The organism is Mesorhizobium sp. M4B.F.Ca.ET.203.01.1.1 (assembly GCF_004791025.1).
Classification (GTDB): Bacteria; Pseudomonadota; Alphaproteobacteria; order Rhizobiales; family Rhizobiaceae; genus Mesorhizobium; species Mesorhizobium abyssinicae.
Genome location: NZ_SRUO01000004.1, coordinates 58,414 through 76,980, shown reverse-complemented (window position 1 = coordinate 76,980; position 18,567 = coordinate 58,414). Strand labels below are relative to the sequence as shown.

Below are 18,567 nucleotides of genomic sequence, written 5' to 3'. Positions count from 1 at the left end.
CCGTCGCGCGGATCGAATTGGTTGACGTCTCCTCGAGGGGCGACATGACGACGTTCGAATTCTCCGGCCACAGGCTCGATCTGCACAGGGGCAGGCTGCAGAGGGGCGGGCTCGACGTCGACCTGCGCGCCAAGTCGCTTTCGCTGCTTACCTGCCTGCTGGAAAATGCCGGCCGCGTCATCGGCAAGGACGAGCTGGTCAATGCGGTCTGGCCGAACGTCGCCGTTTCCGACGATTCGCTCACCCAATGCATGAAGGACATCCGCAAGGCGCTCGGCGCCGAGGCCGATGGCTTGATCCGCACCGTGCTGCGGCGCGGCTATGTGATCGACGAAGAGCGCGTGCGCCGCCTCGAGGATCGGGTCGCCACCGCGACCGGGGAGGGGACCGCCGACGACAGGCCGTCGATCGCGGTGCTGCCCTTCGAGAACCTCAGCGGCGACCCGGCGCAAGACTATTTTGCCGACGGCATGGTCGACGAGATCACCACGGCGCTGTCGCGCATGCGCTGGCTGTTCGTCATCGCCCGCAATTCGAGCTTCGCCTACAAGGGCGAGGCCGACGGCGTGAAACGGGCCGGAGCCGAACTCGGCGTGCGCTACGTCCTGACTGGCAGCGTCCGCAAGGCCGGCGATCATATCCGCCTCACCGGACAACTCATCGACTCCGGTTCCGGCAAGACGATCTGGGCCGACCGCTACGACGGCACCATGGCCGATGTGTTCGACCTGCAGGACCGGCTTGCGGAGAGTGTCGTCGGCGCCATCCAGCCCTCCATCCTGTCGGCCGAGATCGAGCGTTCGCGGCGCAAGCGGCCGGAAAGCCTCGCCGCCTACGACTACGTGTTGCGCGCCTTTCCGCTCACCTGGTCGCTCGAGCGCGCGCAGAACGAGGGGGCCGGCACGCTGCTTGAACGTGCGATCGCGATCGAGCCGGACTATCCGCTGGCGCTTTCGCTGCTTGCCTGGTGCCATCTGCAGCGCGCCGGCTACCGCTGGACCGAAACGCCCGCCGCTTCTCGGGAAGAGGGCCTGCGCCTGGCGCAGAAGGGGGCGGCGCTCTCCGGCGACGATCCGATGGTCCTTGCCGTGCTCGGGGCGGCGCATTCCTTTGCCCGCGACTACGATGTCGCCGACATGCATCTGGCGCGGGCGCGTGCGCTCGATCCGAATTCCGCCTGGGCCTGGCTGCGCAGCGCCTGGCTGGACGTCTATCGCGAACGGCCCGAGGCGGCGATCGAGAAGTTCGAGCATTTCGAACGGCTGAGCCCGCGCGACCCGATGGGTTACATGGCCGAGATCGGCATCGGCGCCGCGCATTTCGTCGCCGCGCGCTATGACGAGGCGGTGGCGCTGACGCAGCGCGGCCTTAGCCAGCAGCCGGGCACCTGGTGGGGACTGCGCCTGCTGGTCACCGCGCTGGTTCATGCCGGTCGCAAGGACGAGGCACGGCACGCTTGCCGCAGGCTCATGGAAACCTGCCCGGGCCTCACCATTGCCAGGGTTGGCGACGCTTCGCCCTTCGACGCGGGCACGACTGAACGCATCGCCGCCGGCCTGCGCGAGGCCGGCCTGCCAGAGTGATCGGATCGCCGGCGCCCGGCCCTAAAGCATCGCGCTCAGAATTCGCGGCGTTGGCGGCGGTCCTCCACGACCTTCGCAAGCACCTCGGTCGGGTCGCGGTCGACCGGCAGTGTCAGCGCGTTCTCGACGTCGAAGGCTGTGAGGCCGATATCGCGGCGTTCGCATTCGCTCATGGCGGCGAGCACTGCCAGCTCGCCGCGCGTCTTCCAGAAACGCGGCAGCCACAACAGCGCCGATGTCGCGGCGCAAGCGAGCCGGTAGAGCCGGGAAGGGGAGGCCTGGCGCCGGTTGTCGGCGGTGGCGCCGATGAAGAAGGAAACGATCGTGGTCATGGCCTTGATCTCCGTCTCGAACTGTCACTGTGACAGCAAGGCCGAGGATAGTTGGCGCCAGACTGGAGATCGTGATGCCCCGGCGAAACTTCAGGGAAATTGCGACGAAAACCGCAAGTCGGTTCGGGGTGCGGCGAGCGTCGATCGGTTGCGTCCGCGCTCCTTGGCGCAATCCCCCCTCACGGGCCTCGACGGGGAGATGGCAGCTTCGCTGCCGCGCGGCCTGAGGCTTGTTCTCGGCCTCTCGCCGCCTTCAGTCCGCGTCCCCGGAAGCCTTGCCGCATTCGGCCAGCACCTTGCCGATCGCCGCGCTCGATCCGTTAAGCGAAAAACTGTTCTCGCCATATTTGTCGGACGTGACAATGACCTCGCCCTTGCCGCGCAGCAATGCGAGCAGCGGGTCGGCGCTGCCGAATTGCGCTGTGAAGTAATTGTACATCGCCTCGAGCACGAGCGTCTTCGTCACCGTCTTGCCGCCGGCCTTGAACGCGAACGAGGCCTTTATGCCGGGCTCGAGCTGCGGACCGGCCTCGCCGAGATCGTAGCTCAGCGTCGGCTTGCCGAAACAGGTCAGCATCAGATGCGCGCCGCCATTCGGCCCGCCGCACACCGAGGCCGTCAGCACGCTGCCGCCTTCGTCCTCCTCCATCTTCGCGCTCCAGCCGCAGGATGCGGCATTGGCCGGCTGCGTGGCTTGCAGTGCGCCCAAGACGATGAATGCCGCCAATACGCTTCGCATGATTTCCCCCCATCGAGACACTCGTAGCGGCAGGATCATACAGGGCAATTGATGGAGTGGCAGCACCGAGATTGGCTAAGGGCAGTGACAGCCGATCTCCCCCGCCACATGCCCTCATTGGACTTCACCAAGATACAACCCATATCTTCACCATGGAGCTTTGAGCGTGATCTTCGCGCGGGTGGCCCTTCTTGCCGCTGCTCTTTTGGCCGCGGCTGTCGTTTCTCCCTTCTCCTCGACCGGGAGCGGGAAGGTGGCGCTGAGCGTCGCCATAGACGGCGCCATCGGGCCGGCCAGCACCAGGCAGCTCGAGGAGGCGCTCGACACCGCCGCCAAGCGCGACGCAGCGGTCCTCATCCTGCAACTGAACACGCCGGGGGGGCTGGTCACCTCGATGCGCGAGATGATCGCCGACATCCTGGCCTCGCCGGTGCCGGTCATCGGCTATGTCGCGCCGGCCGGCGGCCACGCGGCCAGCGCCGGCACCTACATCCTCTACGCCACCCATGTCGCGGCGATGGCGCCCGGCACCAATCTCGGCGCAGCGACGCCGGTCGAACTCGGCGGGCTGCCGTCGCTTCCGGGCGGCGAGAAGGACAAGGACCAGAAGGACGCCACCGGGCGACCTCCGGGCGACGCGATGATGGCCAAGGTGACCAATGACGCGGTTGCGCTGATCCGCTCGCTGGCCGAACTGCGCGGCCGCAATGGCGACTGGGGCGAGAAGGCGGTGCGCGAGGCGGCGAGCCTTTCGGCCAGCGCCGCGCTGCAGGAACATGTCATCGACTTCATCGCCCGCGACACCGCCGAGCTGTTAAAGCTTGCCGATGGGCGCACCGTCGACGTGGCCGGTAAAAAGCAGGTGCTGGCGACCGACGGCCTGCCGGTCGAGACGTTGGAGCCGGGCTGGTTCATCCGGCTGCTCGCCGTCATCACCGATCCGAACGTCGCCGTGATCCTGATGCTGGTCGGCGTCTATGGCATCATCTTCGAGTTCACCAGCCCGGGCGCGGTAGCCCCCGGCGTCATCGGCACCATCTGCCTGGTGCTCGGCCTCTATGCGCTCAACCTGTTGCCGATCAACTATGCGGGCCTGGCGCTGATGCTGCTCGGCATCGCGTTCCTTGCCATCGAGGCGTTCAATCCCACCGTGGTGCTCGGGCTGGGCGGCGTCGCCGCCTTCCTGCTGGGCTCCGCCCTGCTGCTCAAGGTCGAGGGTCCGGGCTTTGCCATGTCGTGGGCCGTCATCGGCCCCGCTGCCGCGCTGACGCTGGGGTTGGCGCTGCTCACCGGAACCTATGTCTGGGCGGCGCGCAAAAGTCCGCCGCGCGTCGGCGGCGAGGCCATGCGCGGCCTGCCCGTCGAGATCCTCGACTGGCAGGGCGGCGAGGGCCATGTGTTGGCCTTAGGCGAGCGCTGGCGGGCGAGGGCCGACGAGCCCGTCGCGCCCGGCGACAGCGTCGAGGTGACTGATGTCGGCGACCTCGTGCTGACGGTGCGCCGCCGCGACGCGAACAACAACGGAGCAATAAGATGATGGTCGGTTACGTGGCCTATCTGGTCGTTGCGGTGGCCGTGATCATGTTCCTTGCGGCCGCCATCCGCATCCTGAGGGAATATGAGCGCGGCGTGGTCTTTACGCTCGGCCGCTTCACGGCGGTCAAGGGTCCCGGCCTCATCATCCTCGTCCCCTTCATCCAGCAAATGGTGCGGGTAGACCTGCGCGTTGTGGTGCAGGACGTGCCGCCGCAGGACGTGATCTCGCGCGACAATGTCTCGGTGAAGGTCAACGCCGTGCTCTATTTCCGCATCGTCGACGCCGAGCGGGCGATCATCCAGGTCGAGGATTTCATGGCCGCCACCAACCAGTTGGCGCAGACCACGCTGCGCTCGGTGCTCGGCAAGCACGAACTCGACGAGATGCTGGCCGAGCGCGACAAGCTTAACAACGACATCCAGGAGATCCTCGACCAGCGCACCGATGCCTGGGGCATCAAGGTCTCCAATGTCGAGATCAAGCATGTCGATTTGAACGAGAGCATGGTCCGCGCCATCGCCAAGCAAGCCGAAGCCGAACGCCTGCGCCGCGCCAAGGTGATCAACGCCGACGGCGAGCAGCAGGCGGCGGCGAAACTGGTCGAAGCCGGCCGCATGCTGGCGGCCGAGCCGCAAGCCATGCAGCTGCGCTATTTCGAGGCCCTGCACGACATCGCCGGCGAGCGCTCGTCGACGGTGGTCTTCCCGCTGCCGGTTGATCTGCTCGGGCAATTTTTGAAGGGGCAGGGGAAGTGAGGGGGGCCGTGCCGGCCGATGTCCGGATCTATCTCGCGCTCGATGGCGTGTAGCCGAAGCGGCGGCGGAAACAGCGATTGAAGTAGGACACATCGCTGAAGCCATTTATCAGCGCGATTTCGCTGACGCGCATGGCGTCGTTGTGCCGTTGCGAGAGCATCTTGTGCGCTCTCTGCAGGCGTAGTTCGAGAACACGCTCGGAGAAGCTGATGCCTGTTTCCTGGAGCAGATCCTGGACATAGCGCGCCGACAGGCCGAGCTCTTTTGCGATACCTTGCGCGGAGATTTCCGGATCGGTGAAGCCACCGCGAATTTTAGTCAGAATCGCTTGCGTCCGTACCGCACGTAGACCTCGCGCGTCCGCGTTGTCGTGCGCCGTCACCGGTGTGGCAATGGAAGCGGTGGCGGCGATCAGGTCGGCAATATGATCGGCCACGAACTGCATGGTCAGTTGAGACTCGGCTTCTTTCTCATCGGCCAGAACGCCGACATAGGCACGAAGAAGGGCGTTGATCATCATGGAGCTCGACACGACGGTCATCAGGCGATCCTCAAACCCTGCATATCGCTGACGCACGCGTTCGCGATCGGTCTGCACGGCGATCAGGCCGCATTGCCCGTCGCTCACTCGGATGATTGAGGGAGCGCTCTGCTCGACAAGAACGGACGCGCCTGGACTCAGATCGACGCTCCTTCCCGCCTGGTCGACGCTGAGCGGGGAGTGTCCGGCATTGAGAAGCAACACGACATTGTTGGTGCTCTGAGCAGCAATGTCTTCAGTGGTTCTCGATATCGATTTGACAGTGCCGTGGATCGTGCCCACCGAAACGTCGCTAGCTCGAACAATCCTGAGCTCCCCTTCGAACGATCTGCCGATGGCCGGATCGGCACGCAGACGGGCGTAACCGGATGTCAGCGATGAGATCCATTGCTCCTTCTGGATTTGTTCGCCGCCGATCAGGTCGCTGGAATTGTAGGTAATCCTGTGCAATCCCTCATAGGCGCCAAGATGCTCCGGCAAACCAGCCGATGAAAACACCGTCTTTCGTGACAAAGGAAGCGCCCCCGCTAAACCCGCAGTCTCAAAAAATCGAACGCGACGCTTTCCAATCCAGGAATAACCAGCAACATTGATGGCTTGGCGTTCAGCCGACTGAACCCCTTAATCGAGCCCAATTACGCTTGGCGTCACCCGAAAGTATGACGCCAGCAAAATCCTCCAGGCGGATCGGCGTCCTTGCGCCGAGCCGCCGTCAAAATGTTGCTGGTTTCATTCTTTGCCCGCCGTCCATCATGGCGGGCATGCTGGGGTGCAGGAGAAACGGTGGAAAGGCTGAGCAGCGAAATTCTGGGTTCGATTGTCGGCGATATCTACGATTGCGTGCTGAATCCGGACGGCTGGACCGGGGTCATGATCCGGATCACCGAAACCATGGATGCGGCGTACAGCACCATCGCGCTTGCCAGCACTGCCGACAATCACGGTCGCTTCGCCGCTCGGTCGCCCTGGGATCCCGAGCGGATGCGCGTGCTGCAGGAGGATTATGACTTTGACGCAATTCCAGGGCTGAAGGCGGCGGTCGTCGGCGATATCGACACGCCCGTCGCGACGCTATCGCATATCAGCGAAGCCGAACTCCAGCAGACGCCGTTTTATCAGAATTGGGCCAAGCCGCAGGGATTGCGCGAAGGCTGCATCATCAAATTCGTTCACACACCGGACCGGATCGGCCTCATGGGTTGCACCACGCGGGCCGGCAGGGGGATCATATCCGTCGAGGAGCAGCGTTTCATGGCCTTGCTGTCGCCGCATCTGCGCCGTGCGTCCCTGATTGGCGACCTGCTCGATCAGGCCCGCGTGACTGCCAGTCTCTATCGTCAGGCGCTCGACCATCTGGCCGTGCCTGTCGTGCTTACTGGCGCCAGTGGGGCAATCCTGCATGCCAATGAGGCTGCCCAGCAGATGCTTTCGGTGGAAGGTCCCATTCGTTCGAGGAATGGCCTCCTGCAGGCGCAGAATCCGGCGGTGGCTCTTGCCCTGCAGGAAGCGATCGCCAGTGCCGCGCGCGCGGATGCCTCGCTTGGTTCGCGCGGCATCGGCCTGCCCATTTCGGCGCCGGGACAGCCGCCCGCCGTTGCTTATGTGTTGCCGTTGACCGAAGGCACCGCGCGCGCGGCTTTCCGGCCCGCCTGTGCCGCCGTCTTCGTGTCGACGACGACGTCCGCCTCGCCATTGCCGGAAGCCGTTCTCACCACGCTGTTCGACCTGACGCCAGCGGAGGCGCGGGTCCTGCTCAGGATCGGCAGCGGTTTGTCCGCCCCCAGGAGCGCGGTTGCGCTCGGCATCGGCGAGAATACCCTGAAGACCCACCTCAACCGGATCTTTGCCAAGACCGGCACGCGGCGCCAGGCCGATCTCGTCAAACTCATTTCGGACATGGGCGCCCCTCTCGCAGGTCCCGAATCGACGTAGCCGGCCGGCTGCGGCTGATCTGCCACACTGGTTCGGAAAGTGACGGGGTGCGTTCCAGGACAATTCCAGTGCGGCCCAGCCCAAGACGCGCGCCGCCCGACAATGCAACACCGGGACGTCGACAACAGCTGAATCCCCGCGAAGCATTTCGGCGGCGGGGAACGTAGCATTTCTGGGGCATCAGACTGACAATGAAAACCATTCTTCTCGCGGCAGCCTTCATCCTCGCGCCTGTCGGCATGGCATGCGCGGCGGACATCAATGAAACCTCGCCCGTTGCCGCCGCCTACGACTGGTCCGGCCTCTATGCCGGCGTCGACGTCGGTTATGCAGCCGGAAAATCCAATCTCTTCATTGCCGGCGCTGGCCTTGGGGGCACCGACGTCAACGCGCCCCTCGATCCGACCGGCTTTGTTGGCGGCGTCCATATCGGCGTCAACCAGGAAATGGCGAACCGCTTCGTGCTCGGCGCCGAGGCCGACCTCGCATACAGCAATGTAGATAGGGTGAGCACCTTCGCAGGCGCCGGCGCGCTGCTCAACACCGAACTCAAGTGGTCGGGTTCGGCGCGGCTGCGGGCTGGCTATGCTTTCGATCGGACCTTGCCCTACATCACTGCCGGCGTGGCCGCCGCCAAGTATGAAGTGAGCGTGATCACCAACGGCCCCGGCGGTACAATACCAGTCCACGACGAAACCCATCTTGGCTGGACGGTTGGAGCTGGCGTTGACCACGCCTTCACTGACAAGTGGATCGCCAGCGTCGAATATCGCTACGCCGACTTCGGTAAAAAGGATCTCTCGGTGCCGCTTTTTGGTCCTGGCACGGTTTCGAACGTCGATCTCAAGACGCACAATTTACGGGTCGGCCTCAGCTACAAGTTCTGATCTGCAGAACCGAACGGAGCCCCTCTGCGGCCTTTCCGAAACGGAGGGCGCAACATTATGAGGCAGCAGACACGATGAAACCGATTCTTCTCGCGACAGCCTTCATCCTCGCGCCTGCCGGCCTGGCATCAGCGGCGGACACCAATGAGGGGCAGGCTGCCTACGACTGGTCTGGCTCCTATGCCGGCGTCGACGTCGGTTACGCAGTCGGAAGCTCTGACCACCTGGTTACCAGCGGCGGCGGCGATCTCAACAGTCCTATCGATCCGAACGGCTTCATAGGGGGCATCCATATCGGCCTCAATCGTGAAATGGCCAGCCGCTTCGTACTCGGCGCCGAAGCCGACCTGATGTACACTGCCGTGGATGGACAGACGGCCTTCGGCAGCGGCGGTGGCGCCTTGGTCAAGGGCGAGGTCAAATGGTCAGGCTCTGCGCGGCTGCGGGCTGGTTACGCCTACGACCGGACCTTGCCCTACATCACTGCCGGCGTGGCCGCGGCCAGGTATCAAGTGCTCGTGACCACCGGCGGCTTCGGCGGTGACCAGCCATATCGTGAAGAGACGCATGTTGGCTGGACGGTTGGAGGCGGCGTTGAGCACGCCCTCTCCGACAGGTGGATCGCTCGGGTCGAATATCGCTACTCCGACTTCGGCAGCAAGGCTCTCTCGGCGGTGAATGGCTTTACCACCGAAACGCACGTCGATCTCCAGACTCACGATATTCGGGTCGGACTCAGCTACAAGTTCTGATCCGCCGAACACCCCCCCGCGCCGGGCGTTTCCGCCGCGGGGGAGCGCTCGAACTTGAAGCGCCCCGGCATCAGCCTGGGGCGACGAACACAAGCTGGAATATTGCCGCGATCCTTCGCGCCCCCTCCGGCCTCGCGGCCATCACCCCCCGCAGGCGCTCATTGCCATTGGCAACAGGTGCACCACCTACTCACGGATGCATTAGGGAGACAACCCAATGACCGACGACGAAAGCGCGATCCGGCAGGTGGTCGAGACCTGGATGGCGGCAAGCCGCAAGGCGATCTGGAGACCGTGCTCTCGCTGATGACCGACGACGTCATCTTCATGGTTCCCGCCAAGGAACCGTTCGGCAAGGCAGCCTTCGCTGCCTGCCTTCAAAGGCATGGGCGAGAAGATCGATGGCTCGAGCGAGATCGTCGAACTCAAGCTGCTCGGCGACTGGGCCTATATCCGCAACCGCATCGACATGACGGCGCCGCCACCGGGCGGCGAGCCGGTGCGGCGCTCCGGCTACACGCTCACGCTACTGCGCAAGGAAGGCGACGGACGCTGGCGGCTAGCGCGGGATGCGAACTTGCTGGCGAGTGCCTGATCTCGCTATGTGAAGCTGTGATTTGCTGAAACGCTGGCGGGACAGCACCCCCCTCTGGCCTGCCGGCCATCTCCCCCTCAAGGGGGGAGTTTATTCGCTCCGCCGCCTTCGCCAATTTCGAACGCTGCGAGGGTGCGCGCCGGCGCTGAAACCGCCAATCTCCCCCCTTGAGGGGGAGATGCCCGGCAGGGCAGGGGCTCGCGCCAGCCTCAGATCAATTTTTCCAGCGTGATCGGCAAATCCCTTACCCGCTTCCCCGTCGCATGGAACACCGCGTTGGCGATCGCCGGCGCGACGCCGACGATGCCGAGCTCGCCGACGCCCTTGCCGCCGAGCGCTGACGAATGCGGGTCGGGAATGCCGACCGAGATCGTCTGGATATCCGGAATGTCGGCATTGGTCGGGATCATGTAGTCGGCGAGGTTGCCGTTGACGATGCGGCCGTGGCGGCGGTCGACCAAGCCTTCTTCCAGCAGCGCCTGGCCGATGCCCATGATGATGCCGCCCTTCCACTGGCTTTCCGCCAGCTTCGGGTTGTAGAGCCGGCCTGAATCCAGCGCCGACACCACGCGCGACACCCGCACCGTGCCGAAATCCTCGTCGACGCGGACCTCGACGAAATGCGCGCACCAGGAATGGCGCGAATAGTCGCCCTCGGTGTGTGGGATCGACATGGCGATGGTGGTGTAGTTCTTGTAGCGCTCCTCCGCTGTCGTGGTCGCCGGCATGGTGTCGCCCTTGGCCTCGATCTTCTCGCGACCGACGGCGGACAATAGCTCGGCGATCGACAGCTCCGGCCCTTCGCCGCGCGGCGAGGCGATGCGGCCGTCCCTGACCACCAGCGTGTTCGCCTGCAGCGCATGGAAGGGCGAGCGCGGATCGGCGATCGCCAGCCCGATCAGCTCGTCGAGCGCCTGGCTGGCCGCCTTGTAGACGGCGCCGGTCATGACACCGGCAAGCCTGGAGCCACCTGCAACGCCGGCGCGAGCGAAGTGGGAATCTCCCAGCTTCACCGACACCTGTTCCACCGGCACGCCTAGCGTCTCGGCCGCCGTCTGCGCCAGGATAGTATAGGTGCCCTGGCCCATGTCGATGGAGGAGCTTTCGACCTCGACCGAACCGTCGGCGAGGATGTTCACCACCGCCTCGCCATGGGCGCGCCGCACCGGATAGGTGCCGGCCGCGACGCCCCAGCCGATCAGGTGATGGCCGTCGCGCATCGAGCGCGGCGCGGGCGAACGCTTCGCCCAGCCGAAGGCTTCCGCGCCGGCCGCGAAGGCCTCGCGCAACTGGCGTGTCGACCATGCCTTCCTGGCGTGCGGGTCTTCCTCGGCGTAATTGCGCAGCCGGATCTCCAGCGGATCGATACCGAGCTCATAGGCGAGCTCGTCGATCGCGCTTTCGATGCCGAAGGCACTGGGGTTTTCGCCCGGCGCCCGTTTGGCGCCCGGCACCACGGTGTTGACCCGCACGACATTCTGCTTCGAGGAGAAATTGGGCGTGGCGTACATGATCGAGGTAACGGAGCCGAGTGGCTCGACCCACATGCCGTCGACCGCCGTCTCGTTGACGCCGCGATGCACGATCGACTGGATCTTGCCATCGCGATCGGCGCCGATCGCCACGGTCTGCCTTGTCGCGGCGCGGCCGCCATAGGAGGTAAAATTCTGCGGCCGGGTCAGCATCAGCTTGACCGGCCGTCCCAACATCTTTGCCGAGGCCGCCGCTACCGCGCTGTGCGCCAAGGCGAGCGCCTTCGAGCCGAAGCCGCCGCCAATATAGGGCGAGACCAGCCGCACGTTCTCGAACGGGATCGCGAACCATTCGGCATAGGTGCGCGCCATGCCGTCGAGCCACTGGCTGGGCTCCCAGATGGTGAGCGCCTCGCCCTGCCAGCGCGCGATCAGCCCATGAGGTTCCATCGCCGCCTGGAACTCGCGCGGCGTGTTGTAGGCGGCGCAGACGCGCACCGGCGAAGCGGCAAAGGCGGCTTGGGCGTCGCCCCACTCCTTGGTCATCGCCTCGATCGGGATGCCGTCGCCCGCCTTGGGGTCGCTAAGGTCGACGATGGCCGGCGTCTCGTCATAGGTCACCTTGACAAGGGCGGCGGCCGCGACTGCCTGCTCGAAGGTCTCGGCCACCACCGCAGCGACATGCTGGCCGGAATAGGTGACCACGCGGGCGAGCGGGCAATAGGGGACGTTGGGCGGTGGCGTGCCGAACCAGTCCGACGCCGTCCTTAGCGGTATGATGGTGTCCGGCGTCAGCACTAGCAGCACGCCGGGCGCGGTCTCGGCCGCGCGCGTGTCGATCGAAAGGACCGTGCCGGCGGCGACGGTGCTTTCCACCATCACCGCATGCGCCAGCCCTTCGAGTTGCTGCTCGACGGCGTAGTGGGCCGCGCCGGTGATCTTGGCCGGGCCGTCGACGCGCGACAGCCGCCCGCCGACCGCTTCGAGGCGCGCGCCGTCGGACGCGGCATGTTTCATCTCATGAACGGTCATGCCGTCTCTCCCAATTTGAGGATGGCTCTGGCGACGACGCGCGGCGCGAGCTCGATCTTGTAGTGGTTGGCGCCATGGTCGACGGCGCCCTCCATGGTGAGTTCGCTGGCCTTGCGGACTGTGGCCTCGTCGAACGTCTTGCCTTTGAGCGCGTCTTCGACTGCACGCGCACGCCACGGTTTCGTGGCGACGCCGCCGAGCGCGATGCGGATGTCGCGGATGGTGCGGCCGTCGCCTTCGAGTTCCAGCCCGACGGCGGCACTCGCCGCCGCGAACTCATAGGACTGGCGGTCGCGGACCTTGAGATAGGTCGAGCGCCTGGCTGCGGCCGAGCCGGGGATCTCGATGGCCGTGATCACCTCGCCGGGGCGGATGTCGTGCTCACGTTCGGCCGTGGCGCCCGGCGCCAGGAAGAAGTCCTCGACCTTGAGCCGCCTCTCGCCGAGATGAACCTCGGCGTCGAAGGCAACGAGCGCGATGGCGAGATCGCCCGGATAGGTGGCTATGCAGGCCTCGCTGGTGCCGAGCACGGCATGGCCGCGCGTCACCCCGCCGATCGCCGAGCAGCCGCTGCCGGGCGCGCGCTTGTTGCAGGCCGGGAAGTTGGCGGGATCGCGGAAATAGGGGCAGCGCGTGCGCTGCATCAGATTGCCGCCGATGCTCGCCATGTTGCGCAGCTGCGCCGAGGCTGCCTGCCACAGCGCTTCCGAGACGGCCGGGAAGCGGCCCTTGATCTCGGCATGGTCGGCGACATGGCTCATTTTCGCCAGCGCGCCGATCACGGCGCGGCCGGCGCTGACATCGATGGCGTCGAGCCCCTTGATATGGCTGATGTCGATGACAGCGGAAGGTTCGGCGACGCCGCATTTGGCGAGGTCGACCAGCGTCGTGCCGCCGGCGAGCAGCATGGCGCCGGGAAGGGCGGCGGCGTTGCGTGCAGCTTCCACGCTGTCGGCGCGAAGGTAGGAAAAGTCTCTCATGAGCGGAGCCCCTCTGCTGCATGGCGAACGGCGGCGACGATGTGCGGATAAGCGCCGCAGCGGCAGAGATTGCCGGCCATGTATTCGCGGATTTCTTCGTCGGAGCCGGCATGGCCTTCGCGGATGCAGGCCACCGCCGACATGATCTGGCCGGGCGTGCAATAGCCGCACTGGAAGGCGTCCTGCTCGAGGAAGGCTGCCTGGACGGCGTTGAGCGTGCCGTCTTCGCCCGCCAGTCCTTCGATGGTGGTGACGGAACGGCCCGCGACTTGCGCGGCGAGCGTCAGGCAGGCCAGCACGCGCTCGCCGTCGACATGCACGGTGCAGGCGCCGCACTGGCCCTGGTCGCACCCCTTCTTGGTGCCGGTGAGATGGAGACGATCGCGCAGCGCGTCGAGCAGGGTGACGCGCGGCTCGATGTCGAGCGCGTGGTCGCGGCCGTTGATGGTGAGATGGATGGAGAGGGTGGTGGGGCTGATGGTCGATTGGTCATTCATGAGGGCGTCGGGCTCCAATTGCTGGACGCTAGGCGGATGGAAATGGGGCTTGGGAGGCGAGGGGCAAGGCGTGGAAGCTGCTAATCTCCCACCTTGTGGGGGAGATGCCCGGCAGGGCAGAGGGGGGCGCGAAGGAACGCGGCGATTGGGGCTACGTCCTTGAGAGGAAACCTGAAATGCGAACGCGTTTGTCGCGGGCTGCGACGTCGGCGGGACAACGCCCCCCTCTGGCCTGCCGGCCATCTCCCTGATGAGGGGGAGATCGGCAGTTCCGTCGTCCAGCGGGCAACCGAATTTTGCTCCTCTCGAACACGTGACATACCGGTCCCCCTGATTATATGATAAAGGTGCTCCACTAAAACGGAGGCGCCTCCGTTTATTTACGTGGGGGCTGACCGGCCACGGTTCAAGCCCCAATCGACCCGTGGAGACAAAATTGGCTGAAAGGCCGCTAGCTACCGCCGACGAGAAGCCCGCCACGCCAGCGCCAAAACCGCTGCGCGCTGACGCCCAGCGCAACCGCGACAAGCTTGTCGAGGTGGCGGCGCAGGCTTTTGCGACCGACGGCGTCGATGCTTCGCTGGAGGAGATCGCTCGCCAGGCAGAGGTCGGCATCGGCACGCTCTACCGCCATTTCCCGACCCGCGAGCATCTGGTCGAAATCGTCTACCGCCGCGAGGTGGAGGCGCTCTGCCTGGCGGCGGAAGAGCTGGCCCGCGATCACCCGGCCGATGTCGCGCTGGAGCTCTGGATGCAGCGTTTCGTCGACTACATCGCCACCAAGCGCGGCCTGGCGACCAGCCTGCGCATCCTGCTCACCACCAATTCGACGCTGTTCTCCGACACCTCCGGCCGCGTCTCTCAGGCGCTCAAACGGTTGGTCGAAGCGGCCGCCGCCGCCGGCACGATCCGCGCCGACGTCGATGCCTCCGACGTGCTGCATGCGCTCGGCGGCATCTACTCCGCCCCCAACACGCCCGACTGGCGCGACCGGTCGGGGCGGCTGGTCAAGCTCTTGATGGATGGGTTGCGGTTCGGGGCGACGAAGGCGTCGAAGGTGCCCCGATAGTCGGGCGCGCCGCGATCGGCCTATCGACCCAGCGGTTGCCTCGACAGCGAGAGAAGTTCTTCCTCGTCGGTGATGCCGGCCATGTAATTGGCAAGGATGCGCGACGCCAGACCTTCGAGACGATCGGCGGCATCGCTTTCATGTTTCAGCCGTTCGAAGATCCGTGCCAGCAAAGCCAGTTCGGACGGATCGAAAATACCAGCGTCCTGAGCTTTTCGACGAATTGGCATGACGCCTCCCACGCAGACGTTTTCGCAAGGCCATTGCAACGCGCCCCATCGAGACTGCGAGTTCGTGGTTAAGAAAACATTAGCCATGCAAAAAGTTCCAGTGCGGTCGAAATGGGCCGTGTGCGCTTAGCCGCCGACCGTTCCGCAAATACACAAACGTGTCATCGACTCGCATTGCCGGGAGCGCAGCCTAGATAGGGCGCGGGGCAAACATGATTGCAGAAGGACATACGCATGCCTGAACGGCTGACATTGAACGACGGCTCCGCCATCCCCCAAATCGGTCTGGGCGTCTGGCAGGTCGACCCGGGCACCACCGCCAAGGTCGTGCGCTGGGGGATCGAGGCCGGCTACCGGCTGATCGACACCGCCGAGGGCTACCGCAACGAGGAAGGCGTCGGCGAGGCGATCCGCGCGGCTGGCGTGCCGAGGGCCGAGTTGTTCATCACATCCAAGCTGCGCAACGGTGCGCACCAGCGCGATGCCGCGCTGCGCGCTTTCGACGACACGATGCAAAAGCTCGGCATCGACCAGATCGATCTCTTCCTCATCCACTGGCCAGTGCCGAGCCAGGGCAAGTATGTCGAAGCCTGGAAGACGCTGGTCGAATTGCGGAAGGCCGGCCGGATAAAATCGGTCGGCGTGTCGAACTTCAACCAGGACCATCTGGAGCGCATCATCGGCGAGACCGGCGTTACGCCGACCGTCAACCAGATCGAGCTGCACCCTCGCTTCCAGCAGCGCGACAAGCGTGATTTTCACGCCAGGCACGACATCAAGATCGAGAGCTGGAGCCCGCTGGGCAGCGGCCGGCTGCTTGCCGATCCGACGCTCGGGGCAATCGCCGAGAAGCACGGCAAGTCGGTGGCGCAGGTGATCATCCGCTGGCACCTGCAGGAGGGGCTGATCGTCATTCCGAAGTCGAACCACCAGGACCGCATCGCCGCCAATTTCGACGTCTTCGATTTCGCGCTCGATGGCAGGGACCTTGAGACCATCCGCGGCATGGACTCACAAGACGGCCGCACCGGGCCGGATCCGGCGACGGCGGCGTTTTTGTTCTGAGGCGTTGAAACAGCTGATCTCCCCCATCGTGGGGAGATTAGCGCTTCGCCGAAGGCGCCTTTTCTGCACCGTTGGCGATTGGCCTATCGCTACGCCATCGCCACGATCACATGCGCCTGGATCTTGGCGGCGACCGCGCCGCTTCCGTGTCTGTCCTTGATCACGGCTTCGGCATGGTCGGTCGCGGCTTGCAGTTTTCCCGCGTCTCTGGCCTCGATCTCGTTGCGCAGCAGCGTTCCCTGGCAATAGGCGACGGCCGGAACGCGCGGCGAGGATGCGCGGCTTTGTTCGGCTATCGTCTCGATCGCCACATGTGAGAACCCCGCGGCCTCGACGTCTCTGCGGATCAGGTCCTTGTCGTGGTAGCCGTGCGGCGTGCGCGCCAGGAAGCGCGGCGGATCGTTGGGAAAGATTTTGGCAAGCGCATTCGTCACGTCATGCGCAAAGACATTCTCCTCGATGCGATCCCACACGTTGAACAAAAAGCGTCCTCCGGGCTTCAGGACGCGCCTTGCTTCGCGATAGCCGGCCGTGCGGTCGGGAAAGAACATCGCGCCGAACTGACAACAGACGAGATCGAAGGCCGCGTCCTCGAACGGCAGCGCCAGCGCATCCGCCTGGCGCCATTGGATGCGGCTGTCGGGGCCTTGCCGCGCGGCGGCATAGTCGAGCATCGGCTGGTTGAGGTCGGTCACGACATAGCTTGCGCCGACCGGCAGTTTTGGCGCCAGCGCGCGGGTGACGACCCCGGTGCCGGCTGCGGTCTCCAGGACGGCGCCGGGCGACAGCGCCGCCGCCCGTCGCGCGAGATCCACTGCGTAGGGCTCGAAGATCAACGGCACCATATGGCGGTCGTAGTTTTCCGGAACAGAGCCGGCGAACACCTTGTCGGTTTCCAGCATTTCTATTCCCCCGTCCGTTTGATGGCTGGCAAGGCTAGCATATGATTGCTTGTTTCGGCTCGTTTTCGACCGAAAGGCGTCCGGCGCCATATGCGGCTACGCCGGACCTATCTCGCTTATCCAGCCTGGTTGGTTGAGCCGCCCGAACCCAGGACGCGAGCCGGCTATCCCTTTTCTTCCACCAGGATCACCAGCGATTCCGGTACCACGCCGTCGAATTCCATGGCATCGGCGGCTGCCTTGCTCTGCATCAGGGCCGCCAGCTTGTCCATGTCCGGAACGTCCATCATCAGCGCCACCCGGTTCGGGTTCTGCGGATCGACGAAGGTGCGGATGTTGGTGATTCCGAGCGCGCCGAAAATCTCCTTGCGCTTCGGCGACGTGAGCCAGTGCTTGGCGCCTTTCGTGATGTTGTGATGGCCGATGATCGTTGGCATTGCGGACCCTCCCAAGGTGGCGCCCGGCGGGTCGAAATCGCCCGTCTGGTGCGATCTATGCGAGCACCAATCAGCGCCGTTTCCACTTGGCTGTCAATTAGCATTCGCTGATGGGGAGGCACCTTCTCCGGCACGGGGAGAAGGACTAGGTTCCGTCGTTACACATCCAGGAGTCCGCCCATTCCAAAGCCTACCTTCCTCGAGATCGCCCGCCGTGCCGGCGTCGGCACGGCGACCGTCGAGCGCGTGCTGAACGGCAGAGGCGGGGTGCGCCCTGAGACCGTCGAGAAGGTGGTGGCGGCGGCGCGCTCGCTCGACTATCCGCGCCGTCTGCCCGAGGCGCATCGCGGCGTCATCCGCATCGAGGTGATCCTGGTCAGGCCGGACGCGACTTTCTTCGCCAGGCTCTCGCGCGCCTTCGAGCGCATCGCCGCCACGCTCGACCGCACCATTGCCGTCCACCGCACCTTCCTCGACGAGGCCAACCCGGCCGAGATCGCCGCGCGCATCCTCGATCCGGAGATGCGCCGCGCCGGTCTGATCCTCGCCGTGCCGGACCATCCGCTGGTCAGCGCCGCGCTTCGCCAGCTCGAGGGCGAAAGGATCCCGACGGTGCAGATCGTCACCCAGATATCCGGCACCAAAAGCACCTATGTCGGCATCGACAATTACGCCGCCGGCCGCATGGCCGGCCTGCTGATGGCACGCATGCAGCGCCGGCCGGGCAAGGTCGTCGCCATCTGCCACAGCCAGATCTACCGCGTCCACCGCGACCGCGTGCGCGGCTTCTTCGACTATCTGATCGAGGCTGGCGTTGAGTTCGAGCCGGTCGCGGCGCTGTTCGGCCATGACGATGGCGACCGCAACGCCGAACAATTGCACGAGGCACTGAAGCGCTGGCCGGACCTTGCCGGCCTCTACAATGCCGGCGGCGCCAACACGGCGCTGAACGAGGTGCTGCGCCGCCACTCGAGGGGCCGCGACATCTTCTTCGTCGGTCACGAACTGACCGAGCGCAGCACGCGCGCCTTGCGCGAGGGCACGATGGACGTCGTGCTCGACCAGTCGCCCGAAGCTCAGGCGCGCCGCGCCATAGACCTTGTGCTCGCGGCGCTGAACCTGCACGACCTGCCGGTCGACAATCCGCCGATCCGCTTCGTCACCTTCACCGCCGAGAACCTTTGATCTGATTTGATCAAGGAACCGGGAGCTTTCGCCGCCGTCGCGGTG

The 18,567-nt window shown here is 65.2% G+C and carries 19 protein-coding genes; 10 read left to right on the top strand and 9 right to left on the bottom strand.

Annotation, left to right across the window (positions count from 1 at the left end):
• The first annotated feature begins 44 nt into the window (after positions 1 to 44).
• Entirely contained in the window at positions 45 to 1,583 is a 1,539-nt protein-coding gene (locus EN846_RS10105; protein WP_127392316.1) for a winged helix-turn-helix domain-containing protein, read from the top strand.
• 35 nt (positions 1,584 to 1,618) lie between these two features.
• Here the strand turns inward: EN846_RS10105 and EN846_RS10100 are convergent, their stop codons facing one another.
• On the bottom strand, positions 1,619 to 1,915 hold the full coding sequence (locus EN846_RS10100; protein ID WP_127392315.1) for a hypothetical protein: 297 nt from the start codon (positions 1,913 to 1,915) through the stop codon (positions 1,619 to 1,621).
• A gap of 253 nt (positions 1,916 to 2,168) precedes the next feature.
• Positions 2,169 to 2,654 (bottom strand): hypothetical protein, encoded by a 486-nt coding sequence (locus EN846_RS10095; RefSeq protein WP_245493452.1) that lies wholly within the window; start codon positions 2,652 to 2,654, stop codon positions 2,169 to 2,171.
• Between the two features lie 166 nt (positions 2,655 to 2,820).
• Between EN846_RS10095 and EN846_RS10090 the strand changes: the two genes are divergently transcribed.
• Both EN846_RS10090 and EN846_RS10085 read left to right on the top strand, forming a co-directional pair.
• Positions 2,821 to 4,191 carry a nodulation protein NfeD gene (locus EN846_RS10090; RefSeq protein ID WP_128346659.1) on the top strand — a complete coding sequence of 457 codons (1,371 nt, stop codon included), beginning with the start codon at positions 2,821 to 2,823 and terminating at the stop codon, positions 4,189 to 4,191.
• A complete protein-coding gene (locus EN846_RS10085; RefSeq protein WP_127284425.1) occupies positions 4,188 to 4,946 on the top strand; it encodes a slipin family protein in 759 nt (252 codons plus the stop codon). The genes EN846_RS10090 and EN846_RS10085 overlap by 4 nt, the downstream gene beginning before the upstream one ends.
• A 28-nt stretch (positions 4,947 to 4,974) precedes the next feature.
• Here EN846_RS10085 and EN846_RS10080 read toward each other — a convergent pair whose 3' ends face one another.
• Positions 4,975 to 6,000, bottom strand: a complete 1,026-nt coding sequence (locus tag EN846_RS10080) for an AraC family transcriptional regulator (protein WP_127284424.1) — start codon at positions 5,998 to 6,000, stop codon at positions 4,975 to 4,977.
• Positions 6,001 to 6,270: 270 nt separating this feature from the next.
• Between EN846_RS10080 and EN846_RS10075 the strand changes: the two genes are divergently transcribed.
• The 4 genes from EN846_RS10075 to EN846_RS35810 all read left to right on the top strand — a co-directional run bounded on the left by EN846_RS10075 (position 6,271) and on the right by EN846_RS35810 (position 9,653).
• The gene (locus tag EN846_RS10075) at positions 6,271 to 7,419 is read left to right on the top strand and encodes a helix-turn-helix transcriptional regulator (protein WP_127392313.1); all 1,149 of its coding nucleotides are present in this window, start codon (positions 6,271 to 6,273) and stop codon (positions 7,417 to 7,419) included.
• Between the two features lie 191 nt (positions 7,420 to 7,610).
• Complete coding sequence (locus tag EN846_RS10070) at positions 7,611 to 8,306, top strand: outer membrane protein (RefSeq protein WP_127287074.1); 696 nt, start codon at positions 7,611 to 7,613, stop codon at positions 8,304 to 8,306.
• A 74-nt stretch (positions 8,307 to 8,380) separates the two neighbouring features.
• Complete coding sequence (locus EN846_RS10065) at positions 8,381 to 9,058, top strand: outer membrane protein (RefSeq protein ID WP_127287073.1); 678 nt, start codon at positions 8,381 to 8,383, stop codon at positions 9,056 to 9,058.
• A 385-nt stretch (positions 9,059 to 9,443) separates the two neighbouring features.
• A complete protein-coding gene (locus tag EN846_RS35810) occupies positions 9,444 to 9,653 on the top strand; it encodes a DUF4440 domain-containing protein (RefSeq protein WP_245493453.1) in 210 nt (69 codons plus the stop codon).
• A 209-nt stretch (positions 9,654 to 9,862) separates the two neighbouring features.
• On the opposite strand, the gene EN846_RS10050 is transcribed toward EN846_RS35810, so the two are convergent.
• The 3 genes from EN846_RS10050 to EN846_RS10040 are packed head-to-tail and all read right to left on the bottom strand — an operon-like array spanning position 9,863 to position 13,634.
• Positions 9,863 to 12,157 (bottom strand): xanthine dehydrogenase family protein molybdopterin-binding subunit, encoded by a 2,295-nt coding sequence (locus tag EN846_RS10050; protein ID WP_128346374.1) that lies wholly within the window; start codon positions 12,155 to 12,157, stop codon positions 9,863 to 9,865.
• Positions 12,154 to 13,137, bottom strand: a complete 984-nt coding sequence (locus EN846_RS10045) for a xanthine dehydrogenase family protein subunit M (protein ID WP_128346373.1) — start codon at positions 13,135 to 13,137, stop codon at positions 12,154 to 12,156. The genes EN846_RS10050 and EN846_RS10045 overlap by 4 nt, the downstream gene beginning before the upstream one ends.
• Complete coding sequence (locus EN846_RS10040) at positions 13,134 to 13,634, bottom strand: (2Fe-2S)-binding protein (protein WP_187331172.1); 501 nt, start codon at positions 13,632 to 13,634, stop codon at positions 13,134 to 13,136. Before EN846_RS10040 ends, EN846_RS10045 begins: the two co-directional genes overlap by 4 nt.
• A gap of 436 nt (positions 13,635 to 14,070) precedes the next feature.
• Here EN846_RS10040 and EN846_RS10035 point away from each other — a divergent pair, with 436 nt between their 5' ends.
• Positions 14,071 to 14,703: a TetR/AcrR family transcriptional regulator gene (locus EN846_RS10035; RefSeq protein ID WP_127393830.1), complete on the top strand. Its 633-nt coding sequence runs from the start codon at positions 14,071 to 14,073 to the stop codon at positions 14,701 to 14,703.
• Positions 14,704 to 14,723: 20 nt separating this feature from the next.
• On the opposite strand, the gene EN846_RS10030 is transcribed toward EN846_RS10035, so the two are convergent.
• On the bottom strand, positions 14,724 to 15,020 hold the full coding sequence (locus tag EN846_RS10030) for a hypothetical protein (RefSeq protein ID WP_320254358.1): 297 nt from the start codon (positions 15,018 to 15,020) through the stop codon (positions 14,724 to 14,726).
• A 147-nt stretch (positions 15,021 to 15,167) separates the two neighbouring features.
• On the opposite strand from EN846_RS10030, the gene EN846_RS10025 reads away from it, so the two are divergent.
• The gene (locus EN846_RS10025; protein WP_127393829.1) at positions 15,168 to 15,998 is read left to right on the top strand and encodes an aldo/keto reductase; all 831 of its coding nucleotides are present in this window, start codon (positions 15,168 to 15,170) and stop codon (positions 15,996 to 15,998) included.
• Between the two features lie 89 nt (positions 15,999 to 16,087).
• On the opposite strand, the gene EN846_RS10020 is transcribed toward EN846_RS10025, so the two are convergent.
• Both EN846_RS10020 and EN846_RS10015 read right to left on the bottom strand, forming a co-directional pair.
• Positions 16,088 to 16,900: a methyltransferase domain-containing protein gene (locus EN846_RS10020; RefSeq protein ID WP_127393828.1), complete on the bottom strand. Its 813-nt coding sequence runs from the start codon at positions 16,898 to 16,900 to the stop codon at positions 16,088 to 16,090.
• A gap of 164 nt (positions 16,901 to 17,064) precedes the next feature.
• Positions 17,065 to 17,337: a hypothetical protein gene (locus tag EN846_RS10015; RefSeq protein ID WP_127286337.1), complete on the bottom strand. Its 273-nt coding sequence runs from the start codon at positions 17,335 to 17,337 to the stop codon at positions 17,065 to 17,067.
• 180 nt (positions 17,338 to 17,517) lie between these two features.
• Here EN846_RS10015 and EN846_RS10010 point away from each other — a divergent pair, with 180 nt between their 5' ends.
• On the top strand, positions 17,518 to 18,522 hold the full coding sequence (locus tag EN846_RS10010; protein WP_127391395.1) for a LacI family DNA-binding transcriptional regulator: 1,005 nt from the start codon (positions 17,518 to 17,520) through the stop codon (positions 18,520 to 18,522).
• The last annotated feature ends 45 nt before the right edge of the window (positions 18,523 to 18,567 follow it).